Annotated in this window: 20 protein-coding genes; 9 read left to right on the forward strand and 11 right to left on the reverse strand. The window is 72.4% G+C overall.

Annotated features, from left to right (window positions below):
- Positions 1–114: 114 nt before the first annotated feature.
- From Q7L65_RS21020 to Q7L65_RS21030, 3 genes are read right to left on the reverse strand one after another with little or no spacing between them, the layout of a single operon-like run.
- A complete protein-coding gene (locus Q7L65_RS21020; RefSeq protein WP_304724191.1) occupies positions 115–546 on the reverse strand; it encodes a VOC family protein in 432 nt (143 codons plus the stop codon).
- Positions 543–806 carry a hypothetical protein gene (locus tag Q7L65_RS21025; protein WP_304724193.1) on the reverse strand — a complete coding sequence of 88 codons (264 nt, stop codon included), beginning with the start codon at positions 804–806 and terminating at the stop codon, positions 543–545. Before Q7L65_RS21025 ends, Q7L65_RS21020 begins: the two co-directional genes overlap by 4 nt.
- A 36-nt stretch (positions 807–842) precedes the next feature.
- A complete protein-coding gene (locus Q7L65_RS21030) occupies positions 843–1,889 on the reverse strand; it encodes an LLM class flavin-dependent oxidoreductase (RefSeq protein WP_304724195.1) in 1,047 nt (348 codons plus the stop codon).
- Between the two features lie 137 nt (positions 1,890–2,026).
- Between Q7L65_RS21030 and Q7L65_RS21035 the strand changes: the two genes are divergently transcribed.
- Positions 2,027–2,812: a MerR family transcriptional regulator gene (locus Q7L65_RS21035; RefSeq protein ID WP_304724197.1), complete on the forward strand. Its 786-nt coding sequence runs from the start codon at positions 2,027–2,029 to the stop codon at positions 2,810–2,812.
- Positions 2,813–2,818: 6 nt separating this feature from the next.
- On the opposite strand, the gene Q7L65_RS21040 is transcribed toward Q7L65_RS21035, so the two are convergent.
- Positions 2,819–4,423, reverse strand: a complete 1,605-nt coding sequence (locus Q7L65_RS21040) for a DUF429 domain-containing protein (RefSeq protein ID WP_304724199.1) — start codon at positions 4,421–4,423, stop codon at positions 2,819–2,821.
- Positions 4,424–4,537: 114 nt separating this feature from the next.
- On the opposite strand from Q7L65_RS21040, the gene wecB reads away from it, so the two are divergent.
- From wecB to Q7L65_RS21055, 3 genes are all read left to right on the forward strand, one after another.
- The gene (gene wecB / locus Q7L65_RS21045) at positions 4,538–6,049 is read left to right on the forward strand and encodes a non-hydrolyzing UDP-N-acetylglucosamine 2-epimerase (RefSeq protein WP_304724201.1); all 1,512 of its coding nucleotides are present in this window, start codon (positions 4,538–4,540) and stop codon (positions 6,047–6,049) included.
- A gap of 1 nt (position 6,050) precedes the next feature.
- The gene (locus Q7L65_RS21050) at positions 6,051–7,367 is read left to right on the forward strand and encodes a glycosyltransferase family 2 protein (RefSeq protein ID WP_304724202.1); all 1,317 of its coding nucleotides are present in this window, start codon (positions 6,051–6,053) and stop codon (positions 7,365–7,367) included.
- Between the two features lie 62 nt (positions 7,368–7,429).
- On the forward strand, positions 7,430–7,819 hold the full coding sequence (locus tag Q7L65_RS21055) for a VOC family protein (RefSeq protein ID WP_304724204.1): 390 nt from the start codon (positions 7,430–7,432) through the stop codon (positions 7,817–7,819).
- 18 nt (positions 7,820–7,837) lie between these two features.
- On the opposite strand, the gene Q7L65_RS21060 is transcribed toward Q7L65_RS21055, so the two are convergent.
- From Q7L65_RS21060 to Q7L65_RS21070, 3 genes are read right to left on the reverse strand one after another with little or no spacing between them, the layout of a single operon-like run.
- Entirely contained in the window at positions 7,838–8,377 is a 540-nt protein-coding gene (locus Q7L65_RS21060) for a group III truncated hemoglobin (RefSeq protein WP_304724206.1), read from the reverse strand.
- Between the two features lie 31 nt (positions 8,378–8,408).
- Positions 8,409–8,822: a CoA-binding protein gene (locus Q7L65_RS21065; protein WP_304724208.1), complete on the reverse strand. Its 414-nt coding sequence runs from the start codon at positions 8,820–8,822 to the stop codon at positions 8,409–8,411.
- Positions 8,819–9,337: a hypothetical protein gene (locus tag Q7L65_RS21070; protein ID WP_304724210.1), complete on the reverse strand. Its 519-nt coding sequence runs from the start codon at positions 9,335–9,337 to the stop codon at positions 8,819–8,821. The genes Q7L65_RS21065 and Q7L65_RS21070 overlap by 4 nt, the downstream gene beginning before the upstream one ends.
- Before the next feature lie 137 nt (positions 9,338–9,474).
- Between Q7L65_RS21070 and Q7L65_RS21075 the strand changes: the two genes are divergently transcribed.
- The gene (locus tag Q7L65_RS21075; protein ID WP_304724212.1) at positions 9,475–9,885 is read left to right on the forward strand and encodes an Hpt domain-containing protein; all 411 of its coding nucleotides are present in this window, start codon (positions 9,475–9,477) and stop codon (positions 9,883–9,885) included.
- A 49-nt stretch (positions 9,886–9,934) separates the two neighbouring features.
- Here the strand turns inward: Q7L65_RS21075 and Q7L65_RS21080 are convergent, their stop codons facing one another.
- Genes Q7L65_RS21080 through Q7L65_RS21090 form a run of 3 tightly spaced genes read right to left on the reverse strand, consistent with a single transcriptional unit; the run spans position 9,935 to position 12,906 of the window.
- Positions 9,935–10,477, reverse strand: coding sequence for a DUF1697 domain-containing protein (locus Q7L65_RS21080; RefSeq protein WP_304724214.1), 543 nt, complete (start codon positions 10,475–10,477; stop codon positions 9,935–9,937).
- Complete coding sequence (locus Q7L65_RS21085; protein WP_304724216.1) at positions 10,474–11,322, reverse strand: LLM class flavin-dependent oxidoreductase; 849 nt, start codon at positions 11,320–11,322, stop codon at positions 10,474–10,476. Before Q7L65_RS21085 ends, Q7L65_RS21080 begins: the two co-directional genes overlap by 4 nt.
- Before the next feature lie 45 nt (positions 11,323–11,367).
- On the reverse strand, positions 11,368–12,906 hold the full coding sequence (locus Q7L65_RS21090) for an arylsulfotransferase family protein (RefSeq protein ID WP_304724218.1): 1,539 nt from the start codon (positions 12,904–12,906) through the stop codon (positions 11,368–11,370).
- 114 nt (positions 12,907–13,020) lie between these two features.
- On the opposite strand from Q7L65_RS21090, the gene Q7L65_RS21095 reads away from it, so the two are divergent.
- Together Q7L65_RS21095 and Q7L65_RS21100 are read left to right on the forward strand one after the other, a co-directional pair.
- Entirely contained in the window at positions 13,021–14,520 is a 1,500-nt protein-coding gene (locus tag Q7L65_RS21095; RefSeq protein ID WP_304724221.1) for an MFS transporter, read from the forward strand.
- Positions 14,517–15,245, forward strand: a complete 729-nt coding sequence (locus Q7L65_RS21100) for a TetR/AcrR family transcriptional regulator (protein ID WP_304724223.1) — start codon at positions 14,517–14,519, stop codon at positions 15,243–15,245. The genes Q7L65_RS21095 and Q7L65_RS21100 overlap by 4 nt, the downstream gene beginning before the upstream one ends.
- A 15-nt stretch (positions 15,246–15,260) precedes the next feature.
- Here the strand turns inward: Q7L65_RS21100 and Q7L65_RS21105 are convergent, their stop codons facing one another.
- A complete protein-coding gene (locus Q7L65_RS21105; RefSeq protein ID WP_304724225.1) occupies positions 15,261–15,866 on the reverse strand; it encodes a TetR/AcrR family transcriptional regulator in 606 nt (201 codons plus the stop codon).
- Between the two features lie 91 nt (positions 15,867–15,957).
- Between Q7L65_RS21105 and Q7L65_RS21110 the strand changes: the two genes are divergently transcribed.
- Together Q7L65_RS21110 and Q7L65_RS21115 are read left to right on the forward strand one after the other, a co-directional pair.
- Positions 15,958–17,415 (forward strand): MFS transporter, encoded by a 1,458-nt coding sequence (locus Q7L65_RS21110; RefSeq protein WP_304724227.1) that lies wholly within the window; start codon positions 15,958–15,960, stop codon positions 17,413–17,415.
- A gap of 24 nt (positions 17,416–17,439) precedes the next feature.
- On the forward strand, positions 17,440–18,117 hold the full coding sequence (locus Q7L65_RS21115) for a DUF1707 domain-containing protein (protein WP_304724229.1): 678 nt from the start codon (positions 17,440–17,442) through the stop codon (positions 18,115–18,117).
- Position 18,118: the final 1 nt, after the last annotated feature.

Consider the following 18,118-nt stretch of genomic DNA (forward strand, 5'->3'; position numbering starts at 1 on the left):
CCGTAGCACATGTGTGTGGCCCCGTCATCCGCCGATGACGGGGCCACACCCCTTTAACAACCCGACGTCGGAGTGGCCCGACGTCGGATGTGGCCTGTGCCCGGCGGCCGCGCACTAGCGCGGATTGATCGTCGTCCCGCCCCATTGCTCGGGCGCGACGTCGGCGAGCGTCTCGCTGAACGTCCACGGATGGCCGACCAGGTCGGCTGCCACGTACTGACGCTCGCCGTACTCGAAGTCGGTCGGCTCCATCACGATCCGCGCGCCATGCTCACGTGCCTGCTCGCAGTGGGCGCGGACGTCGTCGACGCGCACCATCACCGTCTGCGCAGCGGCGCCCCGTCGCGGCGCGCTCCAGCCGTCGCCTGCGTCGCGCACGACGACGTCACCGTCACCGACGCTCAGCTGTGCGCGGTGACCCTCGCCGATTCGCACGCGCTCGGTGAAGCCGAACGCGGCGGTGAGCCAGGCGACCGCGGCCTCGACGTCCGGGTAGTTCACAACCGGGATGACGGTCGCAGCCGGCATCGAGCGGTTGAACTTCACCGCTCGGGCCAGGTCTCGTCGCTGAGGCGCTGCTCGCCGACGGCGGTCAGGCGCACGTCCTGCACGACCGACAGTCCCACTCTCGTCGGCTCCTCCAGCGCGGCGAGGCCGAGCTCGACTGCGCGGTTGACGAGCGCCGGGTTGATCTCTGCCGGTACGTCGTAGATCGGCGGCCCCTCGCCGTCGGTCACGAAGCGGACCTCGCTGTCGCGGATCGCGACGAGGACGGCGTGATGCTCTTCGGGTGTCGGCGGTGCCATGGCGGCCGTGTCCTTTCTACGTGCGTGGGGGTTCGTTCAGGCGACCTCGGTCGCATCCGCCGCCGCGGCGGACGGACGCCAGCCGATCGCCGGCGCGACGTGGCGCGCGATCGTCTCCAGCATTCGCGCGTTGTACTCGACGCCGAGCTGGTTCGGGACGGTCAGGAGGACGGTGTCGGCCTCACGTACGGCGACATCCCTGCTCAGCTCCTCTGCGATCACGTCAGGCTCACCGACGTAGCTCTTGCCGAAGCGTGCGAGGCCGCCGTCGAGGTGGCCGACCTGGTCGTCGCCGCTACGCGTGCCGAAGTAGCTGCGGTCGAGGTCGCTGACGACCGGCAGGACGCTGCGGCTGACCGAGACGCGCGGCTCGCGCTCCCACCCGGCCTTCGCCCATGCCTCGCGGTACAGCGCGATCTGCTCCGCCTGCAACTCGTCGAACGGCACGCCGGTGTCCTCGGTCAGCAGCGTCGAGCTCATCAGGTTCATGCCCTGCTCAGCGGTCCAGACGGCGGTTGCTCGCTTGCCGGCGCCCCACCAGATCCGGTCCGGCAGGCCGGGCGATTGCGGCTGGATCGCGAGCGTCCCCGCCGGGCGGCCGTCACCGCCGTCGGCGTGCGCGACCGCGGCGCCGTCGATCGCCGCACGGAACAGCTCGGTGTGGCGGCGCGCGAGGTCGGCGTCCGTCTCGCCCTCGGCGGGCACGTAGCCGAACGACTCCGAGCCGCGCAGGGCCGGCTCCGGCGAGCCGCGGCTGATCCCGAGTTGCAGGCGGCCGGCGCTGATCAGGTCGGCCGCGGCCGCCTCCTCGGCGGCGTAGAGCGGATTCTCGTAGCGCATGTCGATCACGGCGGTGCCGATCTCGATCCGGCTGGTGCGCGCGGCGATCGCTGCGAGCAGTGGGTAGGGCGACGCGAGCTGCCGCGCGAAGTGGTGGACGCGCACGTACGCGCCGTCGATACCGATCCGCTCCGCCGCGACGGCCAGCTCGATCGTCTGCACGAGCGCGTCGCGCGCGGTCTGCGACTGCGACCCGGCCACGGGCTGCCAGTGACCGAACGAGAGAAACCCGATCCGCTTCATGCACGCGACGGTATCGCACCGCCGCCGGCAGCTCCGTGGGGCTAGCTCGACTCGAAGCCGCGCCGCCGGCGCTCGTCAGCCGGTTACGCGCGCGTGCCCTTGACCCTCACGCAACGTGAGGCCGCATGATTGGTGACGTGAACGACGCGGACGACGAGTACAGAGTCGGCGAGGTCGCGCGGATGGCGGGCGTGTCGGTGCGGACGCTGCACCACTACGACGAGATCGGGCTGTTGCTGCCGAGCGGTCGCAGCGAGGCGGGCTACCGCCTGTACTCGCGCGTGGATCTCGAGCGGCTGCGGCGGATCCTCTTCTACCGCGAGCTGGAGTTCGGGCTCGACGACATCGGAGGAATCCTGGCCGATCCCGACGAGGGCGCCGACGACCACCTGCGCCGCCAGCACCGGCTGCTGCGCGACCGCCGTGGGCGCACACAGGAGCTGCTGAGCGCGATCGAAGACGAGATGGAGGCACGCAAGATGGGAATCTCACTGACCCCCGAGGAGCAGCTGGAGATCTTCGGCACGGAGAAGTTCGCCGAGCACGCGCAGGAGGCCGAGCACAGATGGGGCGACACCGACGCGTGGAAGGAGTCGCAGCGCCGCTCCGCCGCGTACACGAAGGACGACTGGATCGCGATCAGACGCGAGGCCGACGAGAACATCCAGGCCTTCGCCCGCGCGATCGAGGTCGGCGAGCCGGCCGACGGACCGGTCGCGATGCACCTCGCCGAGGACCACCGCCAGCACATCGCGCGCTGGTTCTACGACTGCAGTCCCGCGATGCACCGCCAGCTCGCTGAGCTGTACGTCTCCGACCCCCGCTACAGCGCCACCTGGGACGAGATCGCACCCGGCTTCTCGCGCTACGTCCACGACGCGATCCTCGCCAACGCGCAGCGCTCCCGCTCGGACCCGGACTGAGCAGCGTCAGATCGTCACGTCGTAGCGTCGCCGCAGCGCCGCGGCGTGCTCGCGCAGCCACGTGGGCTGACCATCGGCGGCCCACTCGTCCCACAGCTGCCGATGAGTCAGTGCGACGAAGACGACCTGCGGGTCCCCGACCTTGCTCGCGAATTCGTTCACCTCCGCTGCATGGATCGAGCAGACGGTGATCTCGTCGGCATTCAGCGGCTCCCAGTAGAGGTACGCGAGCGTGACGGGACGGCCGCTGAACTCGCGCTTGACGCCGAGGTAGTGCTTGACGAGCTGAGCGGCGTCCAGGTGGCGGTAGCGACGGGGATCCGCGACGAGTCGCTCGTACTCTCTTCTCCATGTCATGTGGGCGAGTTCGCCGACGCGGGCCTCGTACGCCGGCGAGAACGAGGCTTCGTGCGCGCTGAGATGTTCGGTGCACTTGGATTCGACCGCGAGCACGCGCGGACCTTCGACGAGCCAGTCGAGCGTCGGCGGGGTGCCGCGCAGGCCCGTCGCGCACTCGCGCTCGAGTCCCGTCGTCCCGGCGAAGGTCCCGTCGCCAAACGGCACGCCCTCGCGTTCGTCCAGCCATGGCCCGAAGACGTTCGCAGCCAGACACGCTGACGAGTGGGCCGCGTGGAACTTCGCTGCCGCACCTGCGCGCGCCACGAGCTCCGATCCGCCTTTGCCGGACAGGTCACGCCGGATCGCAGCCTTCGTGGCCTGCGAGAACGACGGCAGCACGACCTCGTCGAACCGTTCGGCGTAGCCCTTCGCGTCGAGCACGACACCGGACTGCTCCAGATGCGCCGCCAGCGCGGCCGCCGCGGCGGGACCGGGCGCTGGACGTGCGGCGGCGTCATCGGAGCCGACGATGGCGCCGGCGCCGGGCAGACTGCCCCACAGCGGAAGGTGGATCCAGCCTTCCTCAACCGCCTGGCCGCGCAGCACGGGTGGCGGGGGATCCGTCAAACCGACCAAGGCGGCACGTGCCACCAGCGCACAGACCAGCGCGTCGAACGCGTGGTCGACCTGCTCGCAGGTGTGACGGTCGGCGTCCGACAAGCCCAGTCCGGGCACGGCGGCGCAGATGCCGGCGACGAGCTTCGCCAGCGGCTTCGTGTCGCTGCCCTTGTAGCCGGAGGGATCCAACGCCCACCGCACGAGCGCGCCCGCGGGGTAGACCTCGACGAAGCGCCCGGCGCCGGTGCGGTCGATCGTCTCGCCGGCGACGTGCCAGCGATGCAGCAGGTGGGCGCAGCGCATCGCGGTGACGCCGAGCTTGTCGGTCGAGACGCTGAGCGGGCGGCGCGTCTGCATCGTCACGCGATCGGTCGCGCGAAAGCTCAGCTCCGCGCGGAACAGCTCCGGTCTGTCGTCGTCGGGCGCCGGCCACGCCTCGAAGCGGCGGTGGGCGGCGAGCGCGTCGATGAAGGCGCGCGGCCAGCCGAACGGGGCGTCGATCGCGACCTTTTCGGCGCCGTCGGCCAAGCCCAGCAGCGTGGCGTCGTCGCAGCGGGCGTGCAGCTTCACGCGCAGGTCCTCGCTCCCCTCCTCCAGCACGCATGCGAACGTCGTCTTCTTGCTCGCCGCCAAGTCGATCCCGAGCACACGCATCGGCAGCGACGGTAGCGGCTGCTCACGGCCGGCGCTGAAGTTCCGGACCGCGGTGTCGATCACTTCAGGTGACGTGAGCCCCTCGACAACTCGACTCCCACGAGGCACGCACGCATGAGCAGCGACTCCCCCACGGTCAACGGCGACGATCCGAGCGCGACGCGTCTCACCGAGGTCGCGGACGCGACGCAGGAGCATCAGCCCTCCAGCTCCGTCCCCGAGCTCGTCGAGCCGCCGCACCCTGGCGCGGGCCACGAGATATACCCGGCGCCGCACGAGCCGCCGCTGCGGACCGAGCTGGCGATCCCGATCGTGATCGGGACGCGGCCGGAGGCGATCAAGCTCGTGCCGATCATCCTGGCGCTGAAGGAGAGCGAGTTCTACCGGCCGATCGTGATCTCGACCGGTCAGCACCACCGGATGGTGCAGGAGATCTTCCAGCTCGCCGGGATCACGACCGACGTGACCCTCTGGGCCGGCACGCGGCGTGAGCTGAACGAGCGCGTCTCCTCCGTCATGCGCCGCTTCGAGGACTTCATGGTCGAGTGGTTCGGCGTGCCCAGCGGCGAGCGCACCAACGAGCAGATCCTCAGCGGGCAGGTGCCCGCGGCGGTGCTCGTGCACGGCGACACCAGCTCCGCGATGGCGGCCGCGCTGGCCTCCTTCCACCTGCAGATCCCGGTCATGCACGTCGAGGCGGGGCTGCGCACCGGCGGCCTGAACCTGACGCCGTTCCCGGAGGAGCTGAACCGCCGGCTGATCTCGCAGATCGCCTGCCTGCACTTCGCCCCGACGATGAAGAACCTCGCCAACCTCGTGCACGAGCGCGTGCCCGCCGGCCAGGTCTTCGTGACCGGCAACACCGGCATCGACGCGCTGCGCTGGGCCTCGGGGCTGAACGTCGAGTTCGAGGACCCGCGCCTGCAGGCGCTCGTCGACGGCGACCACCGCATCGTCGTCGTGACCGCGCATCGGCGCGAGAACTGGGGTCACGGCCTCGACTGCATCGCCGAGGGCGTCGCGCGCCTGGCCGGCAAGCACCCCGAGGTCCGCTTCGTCGTGCCGATGCACCCCAATCCCGCTGTCCGCGAGCAGATCGTCGCGAGGCTGCGCGACGTCTCCAACGTGCTGCTGACCGAGCCGCTCGGCTACGCCCGCTTCGCCCGCCTGCTGGGCCGCTGCGACCTCGTCATCACCGACTCCGGCGGGATCCAGGAGGAGGCGCCGTCGCTCGGCAAGCCCGTCCTCGTCACGCGCCAGGAGACGGAGCGGCTGGAGGGCGTCGAGGAGGGCACGCTACTGCTCGTCGGCACCGATCCCGACCGCATCGCGAGCGAGGGCGACCGGCTGCTGTCCGACCCCGAGGCGTACGCGCAGATGGCCGAGGCCGACAACCCGTACGGCGACGGCCGCGCCGCCCGCCGGATCGTCGCGGCGCTCGAGTACCTGCTGCTGGGCGCCGACGCGCCGCGCGCGTTCGGTCCTGGCTACAACCGCGGCGCGGTGATCGACGCGGCCGGCTTCGCGGGCCCGTTCGAGCCGGTCGAGGCGATGCTCGGCCAGCTCGCCGGCCGCGAGCGTCGCGCGGAGGAGCAGGCCAACGCCGACGAGCAGTGGCTGACCTGAGGTGACGTCCCCGTTCGACGGCCTGCCGTGGGGGTGGTGCGTGCCGCTCGCGCTCGGGCTGCTCGTGATCGTCACGATGCTCGGCTGGGCGGCGGTGCTGTTCGTGCGCGGACAGCGCGCGCGGGTGCGCGCGCCGTGGCCGCCGTACGAGGGACCGGACCGCTTCACGTGGGTCTTCCTCGTGCCGGCGCTGAACGAGCAGGTGACGATCCGCGACAGCGTCGCGCGCCTGCTCTCGCTGCAGCTGGAGCGGCGCTGGATCGTCGTGATCGACGACGGCTCCGACGACGACACGCCGGCGATCCTCGCGGAGCTGTCGGCCGAGCATCCCGACCTGATCGTGCTGCGGCGCGACAAGCCCGACGCGCGCGTCGGCAAGGCGGCCGCGCTCAACCACGCCTACCGGCTGCTGGGCGAGCAGATCGGCGCGGTCCCGCGCGAAGACGTGATCGTCACGATCGTCGACGCCGACGGCCGGCTGCGCCCCAACGCGCCCGCGTGGGTCTCGGCGCACTTCGCCGACGCGCACGTCGGCGGGGTCCAGTCGCGCGTGCGGATCTACAACCGCGCGCACCCGCTCGCGTGGATGCAGGACGTCGAGTTCTCCGTCTACGGTGCGCTCTACCAGGCCGGTCGCAACGGCTGGGGGACCGCCGGCATGGGCGGCAACGGCCAGTTCAACCGGCTCGCCGCGCTCGACGACGTCGCTGACGAGCACGGGCCGTGGCGCGACAGACTGACCGAGGACCAGGACCTCGGCCTGCGGCTGATCGCGGCCGGCTGGCACGGGCGCCAGGAGCTGCGCGCGGCCGTCGAGCAGCAGGGGTTGTCGGCGCTGCGCCCGCTGTTTCGCCAGCGCACGCGCTGGTCGCAGGGCAACCTGCAGGCGATGGCGCTCGCGCGCGACGTGTGGCGTGCGCCGATCGGCCTGGTGCCGCGCGCGGAGCAGCTCGGCTACCTGCTGATGCCGCTGTGGCAGGCGCTCGTCGGGGTGGCGCTGATCGTCGCGATCGTGCTGTGGGTCACGGGCGTGACGCCGTTCTGGAACGGCGGGCCGAGCTGGCAGCTGGTGTGGGTCTACGTGTTCGCGTTCGGCGGCGTCGTGCTCGGCTGCATCGCCGGCCGCGCCGAGCAGGGACCGTGCGGCTGGCTGATCGGCTTCCTCGTCGCGCATCCGTACGCGCTCTACACCTGGGTGCTGTGGCCGGTGCTGGTGCGCTCGACGTTGCGGCAGTTGAAGAAGCGCAGCGAATGGGCGAAGACCGAGCGCGAGCCGCTGAAGGAGCTGGCGCCTTCGCCGCCTGCTCCGGCTCGATGAGCCGCGCGGCCCCGTAGGGTCTGAGCGGCATGGGCCCGTTCCGAGACCCGAGGAGCTCTCGCATGACCGCCACGTCCGGCCTCACGATCACCGGCGTCGACTTCGTCGCCGTCCCGACCGATGACTTCGACGCCTCGATGCACTTCTACGGCACCGTGCTCGGGCTGCCGTTCGTGAAGAGATGGGGCGAGATGCCCGGCGCCGAGTTCCAGGCCGGCAACCTGACGCTCGCGGTGATGGACCCGACCGCGTTCGGGCAGGAGTTCAAGCCGCACAGCATGCCGATCGCGCTGCAGGTCCCCGACGTCGGCGCGGCCCGCGCCCACCTCGAGGCGCAGGGGATCCGCTTCAGCGGCGACACGATCGACAGCGGCGTCTGCCACCAGGCGCTGTTCCGCGATCCCGCCGGCAACACGCTGGACCTGCACCACCGCTACGCGCCGACCGCCTGACAGATCTAAGACGACCGGTCATAGTGGAGGAAGCCGATCGCCGAGCTGGTCGCGGCGTCGTTCGCCGCCTGGAGCGTCGCGATCCGGCGCCGGTCCGGGCTGGATCACGACGAGGCCCGGGCCGGCGCTCGCGCCGGCCTCCGGGCCCGGGTCGGACCCGGCCGGGCCGTTGATCGCGGCCAGGCGGCCGCTGAAGGCGCGTGCGACGCGCAGGGCGTGGGACTTCGCCAGCTCTGCGCGCTCGCCTGCGAACAGCTCGTCGACGGTCGTGCGCCACAGCAGCAGCCAGCGCTCGAAGTGGCCGGCGCGCAGGCGCACCTTCATGTTCAACATCGCATGCGGGGCGAACGCGCCGCCGCCGTAAGACCGTGCGCCGAGCAATATCGTCTCCCAGAACGAGGAGATCACCGGCACGTGCTCCTCCAGGTCGAGTCTCGCGACGTCGACGAAGATGAAGCCGATGATCGGATCCTTCAGCGCGCGTCCGTAGAACGCGCGCACCAGCCGCTCGACGTCGGCGCGGCTCTCGATGTCGCGGCGCTCGCTGCTGACGCTCATGCCACAACTATGGCGGGTCGCGCCCGCCGCCTCAGATTCCGAGGCGGCGGTACTCGATCGCCGGGCAGCGATCCATCACGACCGTCAGGCCGGCGGCGCGGCCGCGGGCGGCGGCCAGCTCGTCGATCACGTCGAGTTGCAGCCATGCGGTTCTGGCGCCTATCGCGACCGCCTCGTCGACGTGGACACCGGCCTCCTCGGAGCGGCGGAAGACGTCGACGACGTCGATCTCGACCTGCTCGCGCGCGTCGGCCAGCGTCGGGTAGGCGCGCTCGCCGAGGATCTCCAGCGCGGCCGGGTTGATCGGCACGATCCGGTTGCCGCGCGACTGCAGCAGCGCGGCGATCCGGTGGCTGTCGCGCGAGGCGCGCGGCGAGCAGCCGACGACCGCCCACGTGCGCGGGCTCGACAGCAGTTCGCGGATCGTCTCGTCAGGCGGGTTCATCTGTCGCCGCTGCCTCCTGGTGCTCTGCCATCGGGTGTTCTGCCGCCGTGCGCTCTGCCGCCCGGCGCGAGCTGGCGCAGCTTCTGCGCGCCGGCGACCGCATGCTGCGCGCCGTCTCTGGCGTGCGTGGTGACGCGATCCGCCCCGCCGCGCGCCCGTGCCACGGTCGCGCCGACCCAGCGGCGGGCTCTGCGCGACGGCAGGTCGTCCGGGCGCGTCAGGTCTCTGCGCGCATGCGCTCTCAGCTTCGCGGCGAGGTCGCCTTCGACGGGTGGATAGGAGGAGACCGGCTCGCCGTCCTTCCAGACGATCACGTGCCTCGCACCGTCGACGATCGCGGCGCTGAACATCCCGTCGATCTGGTCCGCCTCGCCGATCGCGACCTGACGGTGTCTGACGCGCTCCAGCCAGACGAGGAAGAGGGCGATCGCTCTCGGCCCGGCCGTCGCGAGCAGCCACGCGCGAAAGCGCTTGTTGCGCAGCAACCGCCACAGCCACACGAGCCAGGGACCCATTGCCGTCCAAGGTACCCGGAAGCGGGGCGGAGCAGCAGCGAGCGCTCCCCGGCGTGCGCCGAGCGCGCCCCGCTACCCGCGCCGTGCGCGCGCGTTCTTCCACGGGGCTGCCGATTCGCGTGGCATCATCGGAGGCAATGCAGACCGAACCGCTCGATTCCGACGTCGTCGACGCGCTCATCGCGGAGCTCGCCGACCCGGCCGTCCTGGCTCGCCTGGTGCGGCTCTATCTCGACAAGCTCGGGGACCGCCTGGAGGAGGTCGTCAACGCCGAGGACGCCGCTGCGCTGACGGCGGCGGCGCACTCGCTGAAGGCCGCCAGCGCGACCTTCGGCGCGGTGCTCGTGGCGGACGTCGCGACGCAGCTGGAGGAGCTGGGCGAGCGAGGCGAAGAGGCCCCGGCGCCGCTGCTCGACGGGCTGCTGGAAGCGGCCGAGGACGCGCGCAGAGCGTTGGAGCAGATCGTCGCCGACGCGGAGGCCGAAGCCGACGTCGAGGCCGACAACGACGTCGACGAGGGGTCCGGCGGCGCGGTCAGAGAAGGCTAGGCGCAGCGGGCGCGCCCGGCTGATGCCAGTGCGCCCGGCGGCAGCCGCGCTACGCGTCCGCGTCCGCCATCTCGAGCAGCTTCGCGACCGTTCTCCAGTTGCGGGCGGTCGCTCTGACGCCGAGGCGCTTCTCGCTCAGCGCCTTGAACAGCGGCGAGTCGGTGATGCCCTCGGGCGTCCAGACGTACAGCTCGCGGCCGATCAGCTCGAACCGCTCCGGCTCGTGCGCGACCTCGTCGATCTCCGCGACGACGGCGGGATCGGGTGCGGCGGACAGGAACACGACATGGTGGCGCTTGTCGACGGTCGCGACCTCGCCGAGCGGGTTGGCCGCGACGACCGCCGCCAGCTCGTCGCGCGTGCGGATCGTGATCAGCACCTCGAAGCCGAACTGCTCGACGATCCCCGCCTCGATCTCGCGCGCGATCGTTCTGGCCGCTCTTCTGGGCCCGCTGAAGACGACGTTGCCGCTCTGCACGTAGGTCTTCACGTCGCTGAAGCCGAGCCGCTCCATCAGCGCGCGCAGGTCGGCCATCGGCACCTTCTTGTTGCCGCCGACGTTGATCCCTCTCAGGAGCGCGATCGTCCTCATGCCGGCGGCCCGCCCGCGATCCGCTCGCGCATCTGCTCGAGGCTGCCGCGAAACCAGCCGAGCTTCTCGATCCACCACGTCAGGCCGGCCGCCTCGTAGGGCGCCACGAGCGCGGGGCCGGGCCCGGCGGAGACGCCCTCCAGCACGACGTCGAACGGCCCGCCGCGCGCGGCGGCGGTGCGCTCCGCGTGCACGAACGCGACGACCTCGGCGAGCTGCTCGGGCGTCGGCGTCGCGTCGCGGGCGACGTCGGCGAAGGTCGGGAAGACGCCGTCCCAGCGCGCGGCGCGGCGCATCGGCCGCGGCGCGGGCCAGCCGCCGGCGACCCAGATCGGCGGGCGCGGGCGCTGGACGGGGCGGGGGAGGAAGCCGGTCGTCCGCACCTGCTCGTGGGCGCCGCTGAAGCTGTACGGCGCGCCGCCGAAGAGTCCGGCGACGATCTCCAGCCCCTCGTCGAGCTTCTGCGCGCGCACCTTCGCGTCGGGGTCCTCGCCGAAGGCCGCGAACTCCTGCTCGCCCTGCGATCCCAGCCCGGCGCCGATCACCAGCCGCCCGCCCGACAGCACGTCGAGCGTCGCCAGCTCGCGCGCGAGCTTCGTCGGGCGCCGCCGTGCGAACGCGCTGACGAGCACGCCGAGGCGGATCCGCGTCGTGTCGGCGGCGATCGCGGCGACCGTCATGTACGGGTCGGCGACGGGCCAGCCGGGCTCGCGGTAGGCGACGTGATCCCACACGAACGCGCCGTCCCAGCCGGCCGCCTCGGCCTCGCGCGCGAGCTGCACGAGCAGCAGCGGATCGCCGTAGTCGCCGATGTTGGGGAGGCCGACTGCGAAGTGGAGCGGCATCGGCGGGAGGCTAGCGTTCCGTGCGGGCGCCGCGCCGCCGACGGCTCAGCCGCCGCGCGGCTTCACCGCACGCGAGGCGCGCAGCGCTCTGCCGTCGGGCCCCACCGCGCGCACGGCGACGAAGCGGGCCTTCGTCCTCACTCTCAGCGCGGTCTCGAAGCCGGTGCGTCGCAGCGGCCGGCCGATCGGGCGCAGCCTGCCCGGTCTCGGCCCTGCGAGCACGCGCCAGCGGCGCACGAGCGTCGCGCCGTTCCAGCTCGCCCAGACCGTCGTTCTGCGCCCGTCGCGGTGTCGTCTGGCCGCGATCGCGGGACGGTCGAGCGGGCGGCCGCGCCAGGGGAAGCGGAACGCCTGGTAGCTGTCGGAGCCGGCCGGCAGCGCGAGGTCGAACAGCAGCCTGCCGCCGCGCGAGAACTCTGATATCCGCTCCTCGGGTCCCCAGCTGATGAAGACGTCTCTGTTCGGCAGCGTCTGCAGGTTGCCCTCGGCGCCGGCCAGCAGCCCGTCCGGGTGTCTGTACTGGCGCACGACCTTGGCCGTCATCGTGCGGCGGTTCAGGCGCAGCTGCAGGCCGCGCGACTCCTGCGCCTTCGCGGGGGTCGCCTCGTTGTCGAACAGCGTCAGCGTCCCGTCGGGCTGGCGGCGGACGTCGTGCTGGAAGGCGAATCTGGCGCCGCGTCCGATCCGGAAGTCGCTTCTGCGCCCGCCGAGGCGCCACTCGATCCGCCCGCTCGGCCGGTCGATCTTGTAGATCGCGTGCATGTTGCGGGCGCTCACGAGCAGGTCGCCGTCGCGGTCGACGTCTATCGCGTTGACGTGGAAGTAGTCGTGCGGCTTGCCGTCCTTGGGGGCCGTCATGCCCTCGGTGACGGGCACGTGGTCGGCGCTGCGCCACTCCCACACGAGTCTTCCGCTGGCGACGTCGACCTCCTGGATGCGCGACTCGACGATCGTCCCGTCCCTCGGCCCGCCGACCTTCGAGAGGTCGGCTCTTCTCTCGATGTAGAGGGTCATCAACGCGGTGCCGCGGTCGGTCAGCTGGAAGTCGTGGTGGTCGGGCAGTTCGCTGGCGACCGAGCGCACGCGCGCGATCTCTCTGTAGTGGGTGTCCATCACGACGTACTCGCCGTGGCCGTGGCCGAGGTGCGTGTTGCCCTCCCACCAGGTCAGCACCGGTCTGCCGCGGTACTGCTGCACCTTGAAGGCGGTCGCGGTCTTGTCGCCGCCGACGGCGTGGAACCAGACCGGCCGCCCGCGGTTGTCGACGATCATCGGCCCGTCCTGCCCGGGGCCGCGCTTGACCGCGAGGAATATGAAGCCGGGCGCGACGCCGGGGGCCGCCGGGGTGGCGACCGTGAGCGCGTCGGGGTCGAGCAGCGGCCGCGAGTGGAACGCCTTGATCGACTCGATGCCGGCCAGTTCCGGCTCGGCCGGCGGCGTCAGCAGCTCCCACGCCGCCGCGCCCACGGCGACGAGCACGAGCGCCCCGAGCGCGACCGCCACGCGCTTGCGCCCGGTGCGCCTGCGCCCGCGCGTGCGCGGCGGCGGAGGCGGCGGCAGCGTCGGCGTCTGGGTCCCTTGCATCGCGCGCCTAGTCTCGCCGCTGTGGTTAAGGGGAGTGTGAGAAGCGTATGGACCGTGGCGACGCTGCTAAGGTCATCAAGTGATGTCTTCGTTTGATGACTTAGGTCAGGCCGGATGATCGCGGCACTCGTCTTCGCCGGACTGACCGTCTCGGTGATGTCGACGCTCGGGACGCCGCTGATCCCGACGATCGCCGCCGCGCAGGGCGTGTCGCTGGAGACCGCGCAATGGATGCTGACCGTCACGCTGCTCGTCGGAGCGATCGCGACCCCGGTCCTCGGCCGGCTCGGCGACGGGCCGCAGCGGCGCCGCGTGCTGCTGTTCACGCTCGCCGCCTCGCTCGTCGGCTCGGTCGTCGCCGCGACCTCCGCGCACTTCCCGCAGCTGCTGCTCGGCCGCGCGCTGCAGGGGATCGGCTATGGCACGGTCCCGCTCGCGATCGCGCTCGTGCGCGAGCACACGGGCGGGGAGCGCCAGCGCTCCGGGATCGCGACGTTGTCGATCACCGTCGCCGTCGGCGCCGGGCTCGGCTTCCCCGTCACCGGCCTGATCGCCCAGGTGCTCGACTTCCACGCCGCCTTCTGGTTCGGCGCGATCTTCGCCGCGGGCGCGCTGCTCGCCGTCCACCTCGCCGTGCCGCGCGCGCCCGGCCGCGCGAGGGCGGTGACGCTCGACGTCCCGGGCGCGCTGCTGCTGGCGACCGGCCTCGCGGCGCTGCTGCTCGGCATCAGCCAGGGCGAGACGCTCGGCTGGGGCTCCGCCACCGTCGTCGGCCTGTTCGCCGCCGCCGCGATCCTGCTCGCCACGTGGGCGCGCGTCGAGTTGCGCCGCGAGGCGCCGCTCGTCGACCTGCGGCTCGTCTCCCAGCGCGCGATCCTCGGCGCGAACGTCGCCGCGCTGCTGCTGGCGATGGGCATGTACATCGTGATGTCGCTCGTCAACCGCCTGATGCAGACGCCGACCGCGACCGGCTACGGCTTCGGCGCCTCGCTCGTCACGACCGGCCTGATGCTGCTGCCGCTGTCGCTCGGCAGCCTCGTCTCGCAGCAGATCACCCGCCGCGTGATCGCCCGCTACGGGATCCGCATCGTGCTCCCCGCCGGCGCGCTGATCGTCGCCGCGACGCTGCTGTGGCTCGCGCTCGCGCACGACCACCTGTGGGAGATAGCGGTCTCGACGGCGCTGCTCGGGGTCGGGGTCGGCTGCTCGTTCGCCGCGATGCCGGCGCTGATCGTCGCGAGCGTGCCGGGCGAGCGGACCGGCAGCGCGACGAGCCTCAACCAGGTCCTGCGCAGCATCGGCGGCGCGCTCGGCAGCGCCGTCGGCGTCGCGATCCTGTCCGCGCACCATCCCGCCGGGCTGGTCTTCCCGCTGGAGGACGGCTACACCGTCGCGTTCCTCGCCGGCGCCGTCATCTGCGTCGTCACCGCGCTGGTCACCGTCGCGCTCGCGCCGCGCCGCGCGGTCGCCGACGAGGCCGCGATCGAGGTCCGCGACGTGCGCGAGCAGCTCGTGATGGAAGAGGCCGCCGTCGGCGCCGGGATCGGGCCGAGCGTGTTCGACGGGGAGCAGCCGGCGCTGCCGGGAGCGGTCGCGAGGGTGGGGGCGTCGTGAGCGCGGCGGGCGCGAGGGGCGGCGCGGAGGGCGCGGCGGGCGCGAGGAACGGCGCGAAGGGCGCGGCGGACGCGAAGGGCGCCGCCGATCCCAAGCCCGTCCGCAAGCGCGACGCCGAGGCGACGCGGCGGGCGCTGATCGACGCGGCCGGGTCGCTCTTCGACGAGCGCGGCTACGAGCGCGCGACGACGCGCGAGATCGGGGAGCGCGCCGGTGTCGACCCCGCCCTGATCGCGCGCTACTTCGGCTCCAAGGAGGCGCTCTACCTCGCGGTCCTCGCCGGCGAGGAGCGAATCGCACGCATCCAGCCGGCCGTCGCCGACCTGCACGCGATCGCGGAGCGGATCATCGGGCGCTGGGACAGAGCCGAGGTCTCACCGGTCCGTCGCGCGCTCGCAGATCCCGCGCCCGCCGAGCACGAGCGCCGCGTGCTGCTGCGGCGGATCATGCGCCCCGGCGTGCTCGATCCCGCGAAGGAGGCCGTCGGCGACGGCGACGACGCGGCGCTGCGCGCCGAACTGCTGCTGGCGCTGCTGCTCGGCGTCACCGTCTCACGCTCCAACGGAACGCTTTCCGCGCTCTCTTCGGCGTCACGGACGGAGCTGCTGCGCCAGCTCTCGCCGCTGCTCGACGCCTTGCAAGCTGGCCCCGGCGCGTCGGGTGCGCCGGGCGGGTCTCAGGACTCGCCCGGCGCATCCGCCCCACCACCCACGTCGATCGTCTGAGACCGACCGATTCGGTTACCGCGGCCGCAGCCCGTCGAGCATGATCTCCATGTAGCGGCGCCAGTCGGGCACGCCCGCCTGCACCACGCTCGCGAGGCCCGCGTACAGCGGCGGCATGTCGCTCGGCTGCAGGTCCGCCCGTACGACGCCGGCGGCGCGCGCGCGCTCGACCATCGTCGTGCTCAGCTCGATCAGCTGCAGCAGCTGCTGCGGCGGCGGGCCGAGGGGGCCGTGGGCGGTGCTGGCGGCGGCGATCGCGGCGACCGCGTCGGCGTAGCCGCGGTCGGTCAGCTGGGTCGTCGCGCACAGCTCGAACGACCGCTCGATCACGCGCCACGGGTCGGGATCGGTGCGCAGCAGCTCGTTGCCCTCCGCGATGATCCGGTCGAAGCGCTGCTCGACGATCGCGAGCGCGAGCGACTCCTTCGTCGGGAAGTGGCGATAGACGGTCCCGACCCCGACGCCGGCACGCCGCGCGACGTCGTCCATCTGCGCGTCGCGCCCGTCCTGCGCGAACGCGTCGCGGGCCGCGTCGAGGATCTTGGCGCGGTTGCGCGCCGCGTCGGCGCGCAGAGGTTTGGCACCGGTGCCGGGCGGGGGAATGGGGGTTGGGGTTGACAAGCGGAACCGCGCCTCCGTAACGTTCCTAAGCGGAACCGGAGATCCGGTTCCGCTCCCTTCTGATTCTAGCCTTCACGAGAAGGACGACACGATGGCCTCCGCCGCCCCCTCCCACGAGACCGCTCCCGACCCGCTTCGCTGGAAGGCGCTGGTCGTGCTCGCGGTCGCGCAGTTCATGGTCGTGCTCGACGCCTCGATCGTGAACGTCGCGCTGCCGTCGATCCAGAGAGACCTCGACTTCTCCGACGCCAGCCTGCAGTGGGTCGTCAACGCCTACACGCTCGCGTTCGGCGGCTTCCTGCTGCTCGGCGGGCGCGCCGCCGACCTGTTCGGCCGCCGCCGCGTCTTCATCGCCGGCCTCGGGCTCTTCTCGGTCGCCTCGCTCGCGGGCGGCTTCGCGACGACGTCGGAGTGGCTGATCATCGCCCGCGGCGTGCAGGGCCTCGGGGCGGCGATCGTCGCTCCGGCCGCGCTCTCGATCGTCACGACGACCTTCACCGAGGGCGCCGAGCGCAACAGAGCGCTCGGCATCTGGGGCGCGCTGGCCGGCGCCGGCGGCGCCGTCGGCGTGCTGCTCGGCGGGATGCTGACCGAGTGGGCCGGCTGGGAGTGGGTGCTGTTCGTCAACGTCCCGATCGGCGTCGCGGCCGCGATAGTCGCGCCGCGCTTCGTGCGCGAGAGCAAGGGCCAGGAGGAGACGAGCCTCGACATAGCCGGTGCGACGCTCGTGACCGGCGGCCTGATCGTGCTCGTCTACGCGCTCGTCGACGCCGAGAGCGCCGGCTGGGGCTCGTTCCAGACGCTCGGGCTGATAGCGCTCGCGATCGTGCTGCTGGTGCTGTTCGTCGTCGTCGAGTTGAAGCTCGTCAAGCACCCCGTGATGCCGCTGCAGATCTTCCGCAACCGCAACGTCGCCAGCGCCGACTCGGTCGCGCTGCTGGTCGGCGCCTCGCTCTTCTCGATGTTCTTCTTCATCTCGCTCTACCTCCAGCAGGTGCTCGGCTTCTCGGCGCTCGACGCAGGGCTCGCGTACCTGCCGCTGGCGTTCATGATCATCGTCTCGGCCGGCTCCGCCTCGCAGCTGGTGACGAAGGTCGGGCCGAAGCCGATCCTCGTCACCGGCCTCGTGCTGACCGCGATCGGGCTGCTGCTGTTCACCCAGATCGACGCGAACGGCTCGTTCCTCGGCGACGTGCTCATACCGTCGCTGGTCGTCGCGGCCGGCCTCGGCTTCTCGTTCGTGCCGCTGACGATCACCGCGGTCGCGGGCGTCACGCACGACGAGGCGGGGCTCGCGTCGGGCCTGATCAACACGGCCCAGCAGGTCGGCGGCGCGCTCGGGCTGGCGGTCCTGTCGTCGATCGCGAACTCGAAGATCAGCAGCTCGCTCGGCTCCGGCACGGCGATGCCGGACGCGCTCACCGACGGCTTCAAGCTCGCCTTCCTCGTCGGCGCGGGCTTCGCCGTGATCGGCGTCGTGATCGCGCTCGTCGCGGTCCCGAGAGTGAAGAGCGACGAGCTGCCGCAGGAGGTGGCGGTCGGGGCCTGAGCGGAGCGCGGTACTCTCGCTGGCGTGCAGCAGCCGCCTCTTCGAGCCAGCGACGACGACCGCGAGCAGGTCATCGCGCTGCTGCGGCAGGCGTCGGTCGACGGGCGTCTCACGGTCGAGGAGCTGGCCGATCGCGCTGAGCTCGCGCAGGCCGCCAGAACATACGACGAGCTGAGAGCGATCGCCGCGGACCTGCTGCCGGGCGGGCGCCTGCCGACCGCCGCGGACGCCGCCGGCGGGCCGCTCAGCGGCGCGGTCGAGCGCCACCGCGCGGTGCTGTCGAGCCTCGACCGCCGCGGCCGGTGGACGCTCGCGCCGCGCAGCCGCTTCGTCGCGACGCTCGGCTCGATCCAGCTCGACCTGCGCCAGGCGATCATGCCCGGCCCCGAGGTCGAGATCGTGCTGAAGGCCGTGCTCGGCTCGGCGGAGCTGCTGGTGCCGGAGGGCACCGACGTGCGCGTCAGCGGCGGCAACGTGCTCGGCTCGTGCGAGCTGCACCTCGGCGCCGAGGCGCCGCCGCCCGGCGCGCCGATCGTGCGCGTGATCGTCGCCGGTGCGCTCGGCTCGGTCGAGGTCCGCAGCGAGCCCCGCCTCGCCGACCGCATCAAGGCGGAGGCGAAGCGCTTCGCCCAGCGCCTCATGTCCCCGCCGCCGCAGCCGCCGCGCCCGCGCGCGCCGCGGCCCCCGGCGCCGCCGAGCTGAG

The organism is Conexibacter sp. CPCC 206217 (genome assembly GCF_030646165.1).
Lineage (GTDB): Bacteria > Actinomycetota > Thermoleophilia > Solirubrobacterales > Solirubrobacteraceae > Conexibacter.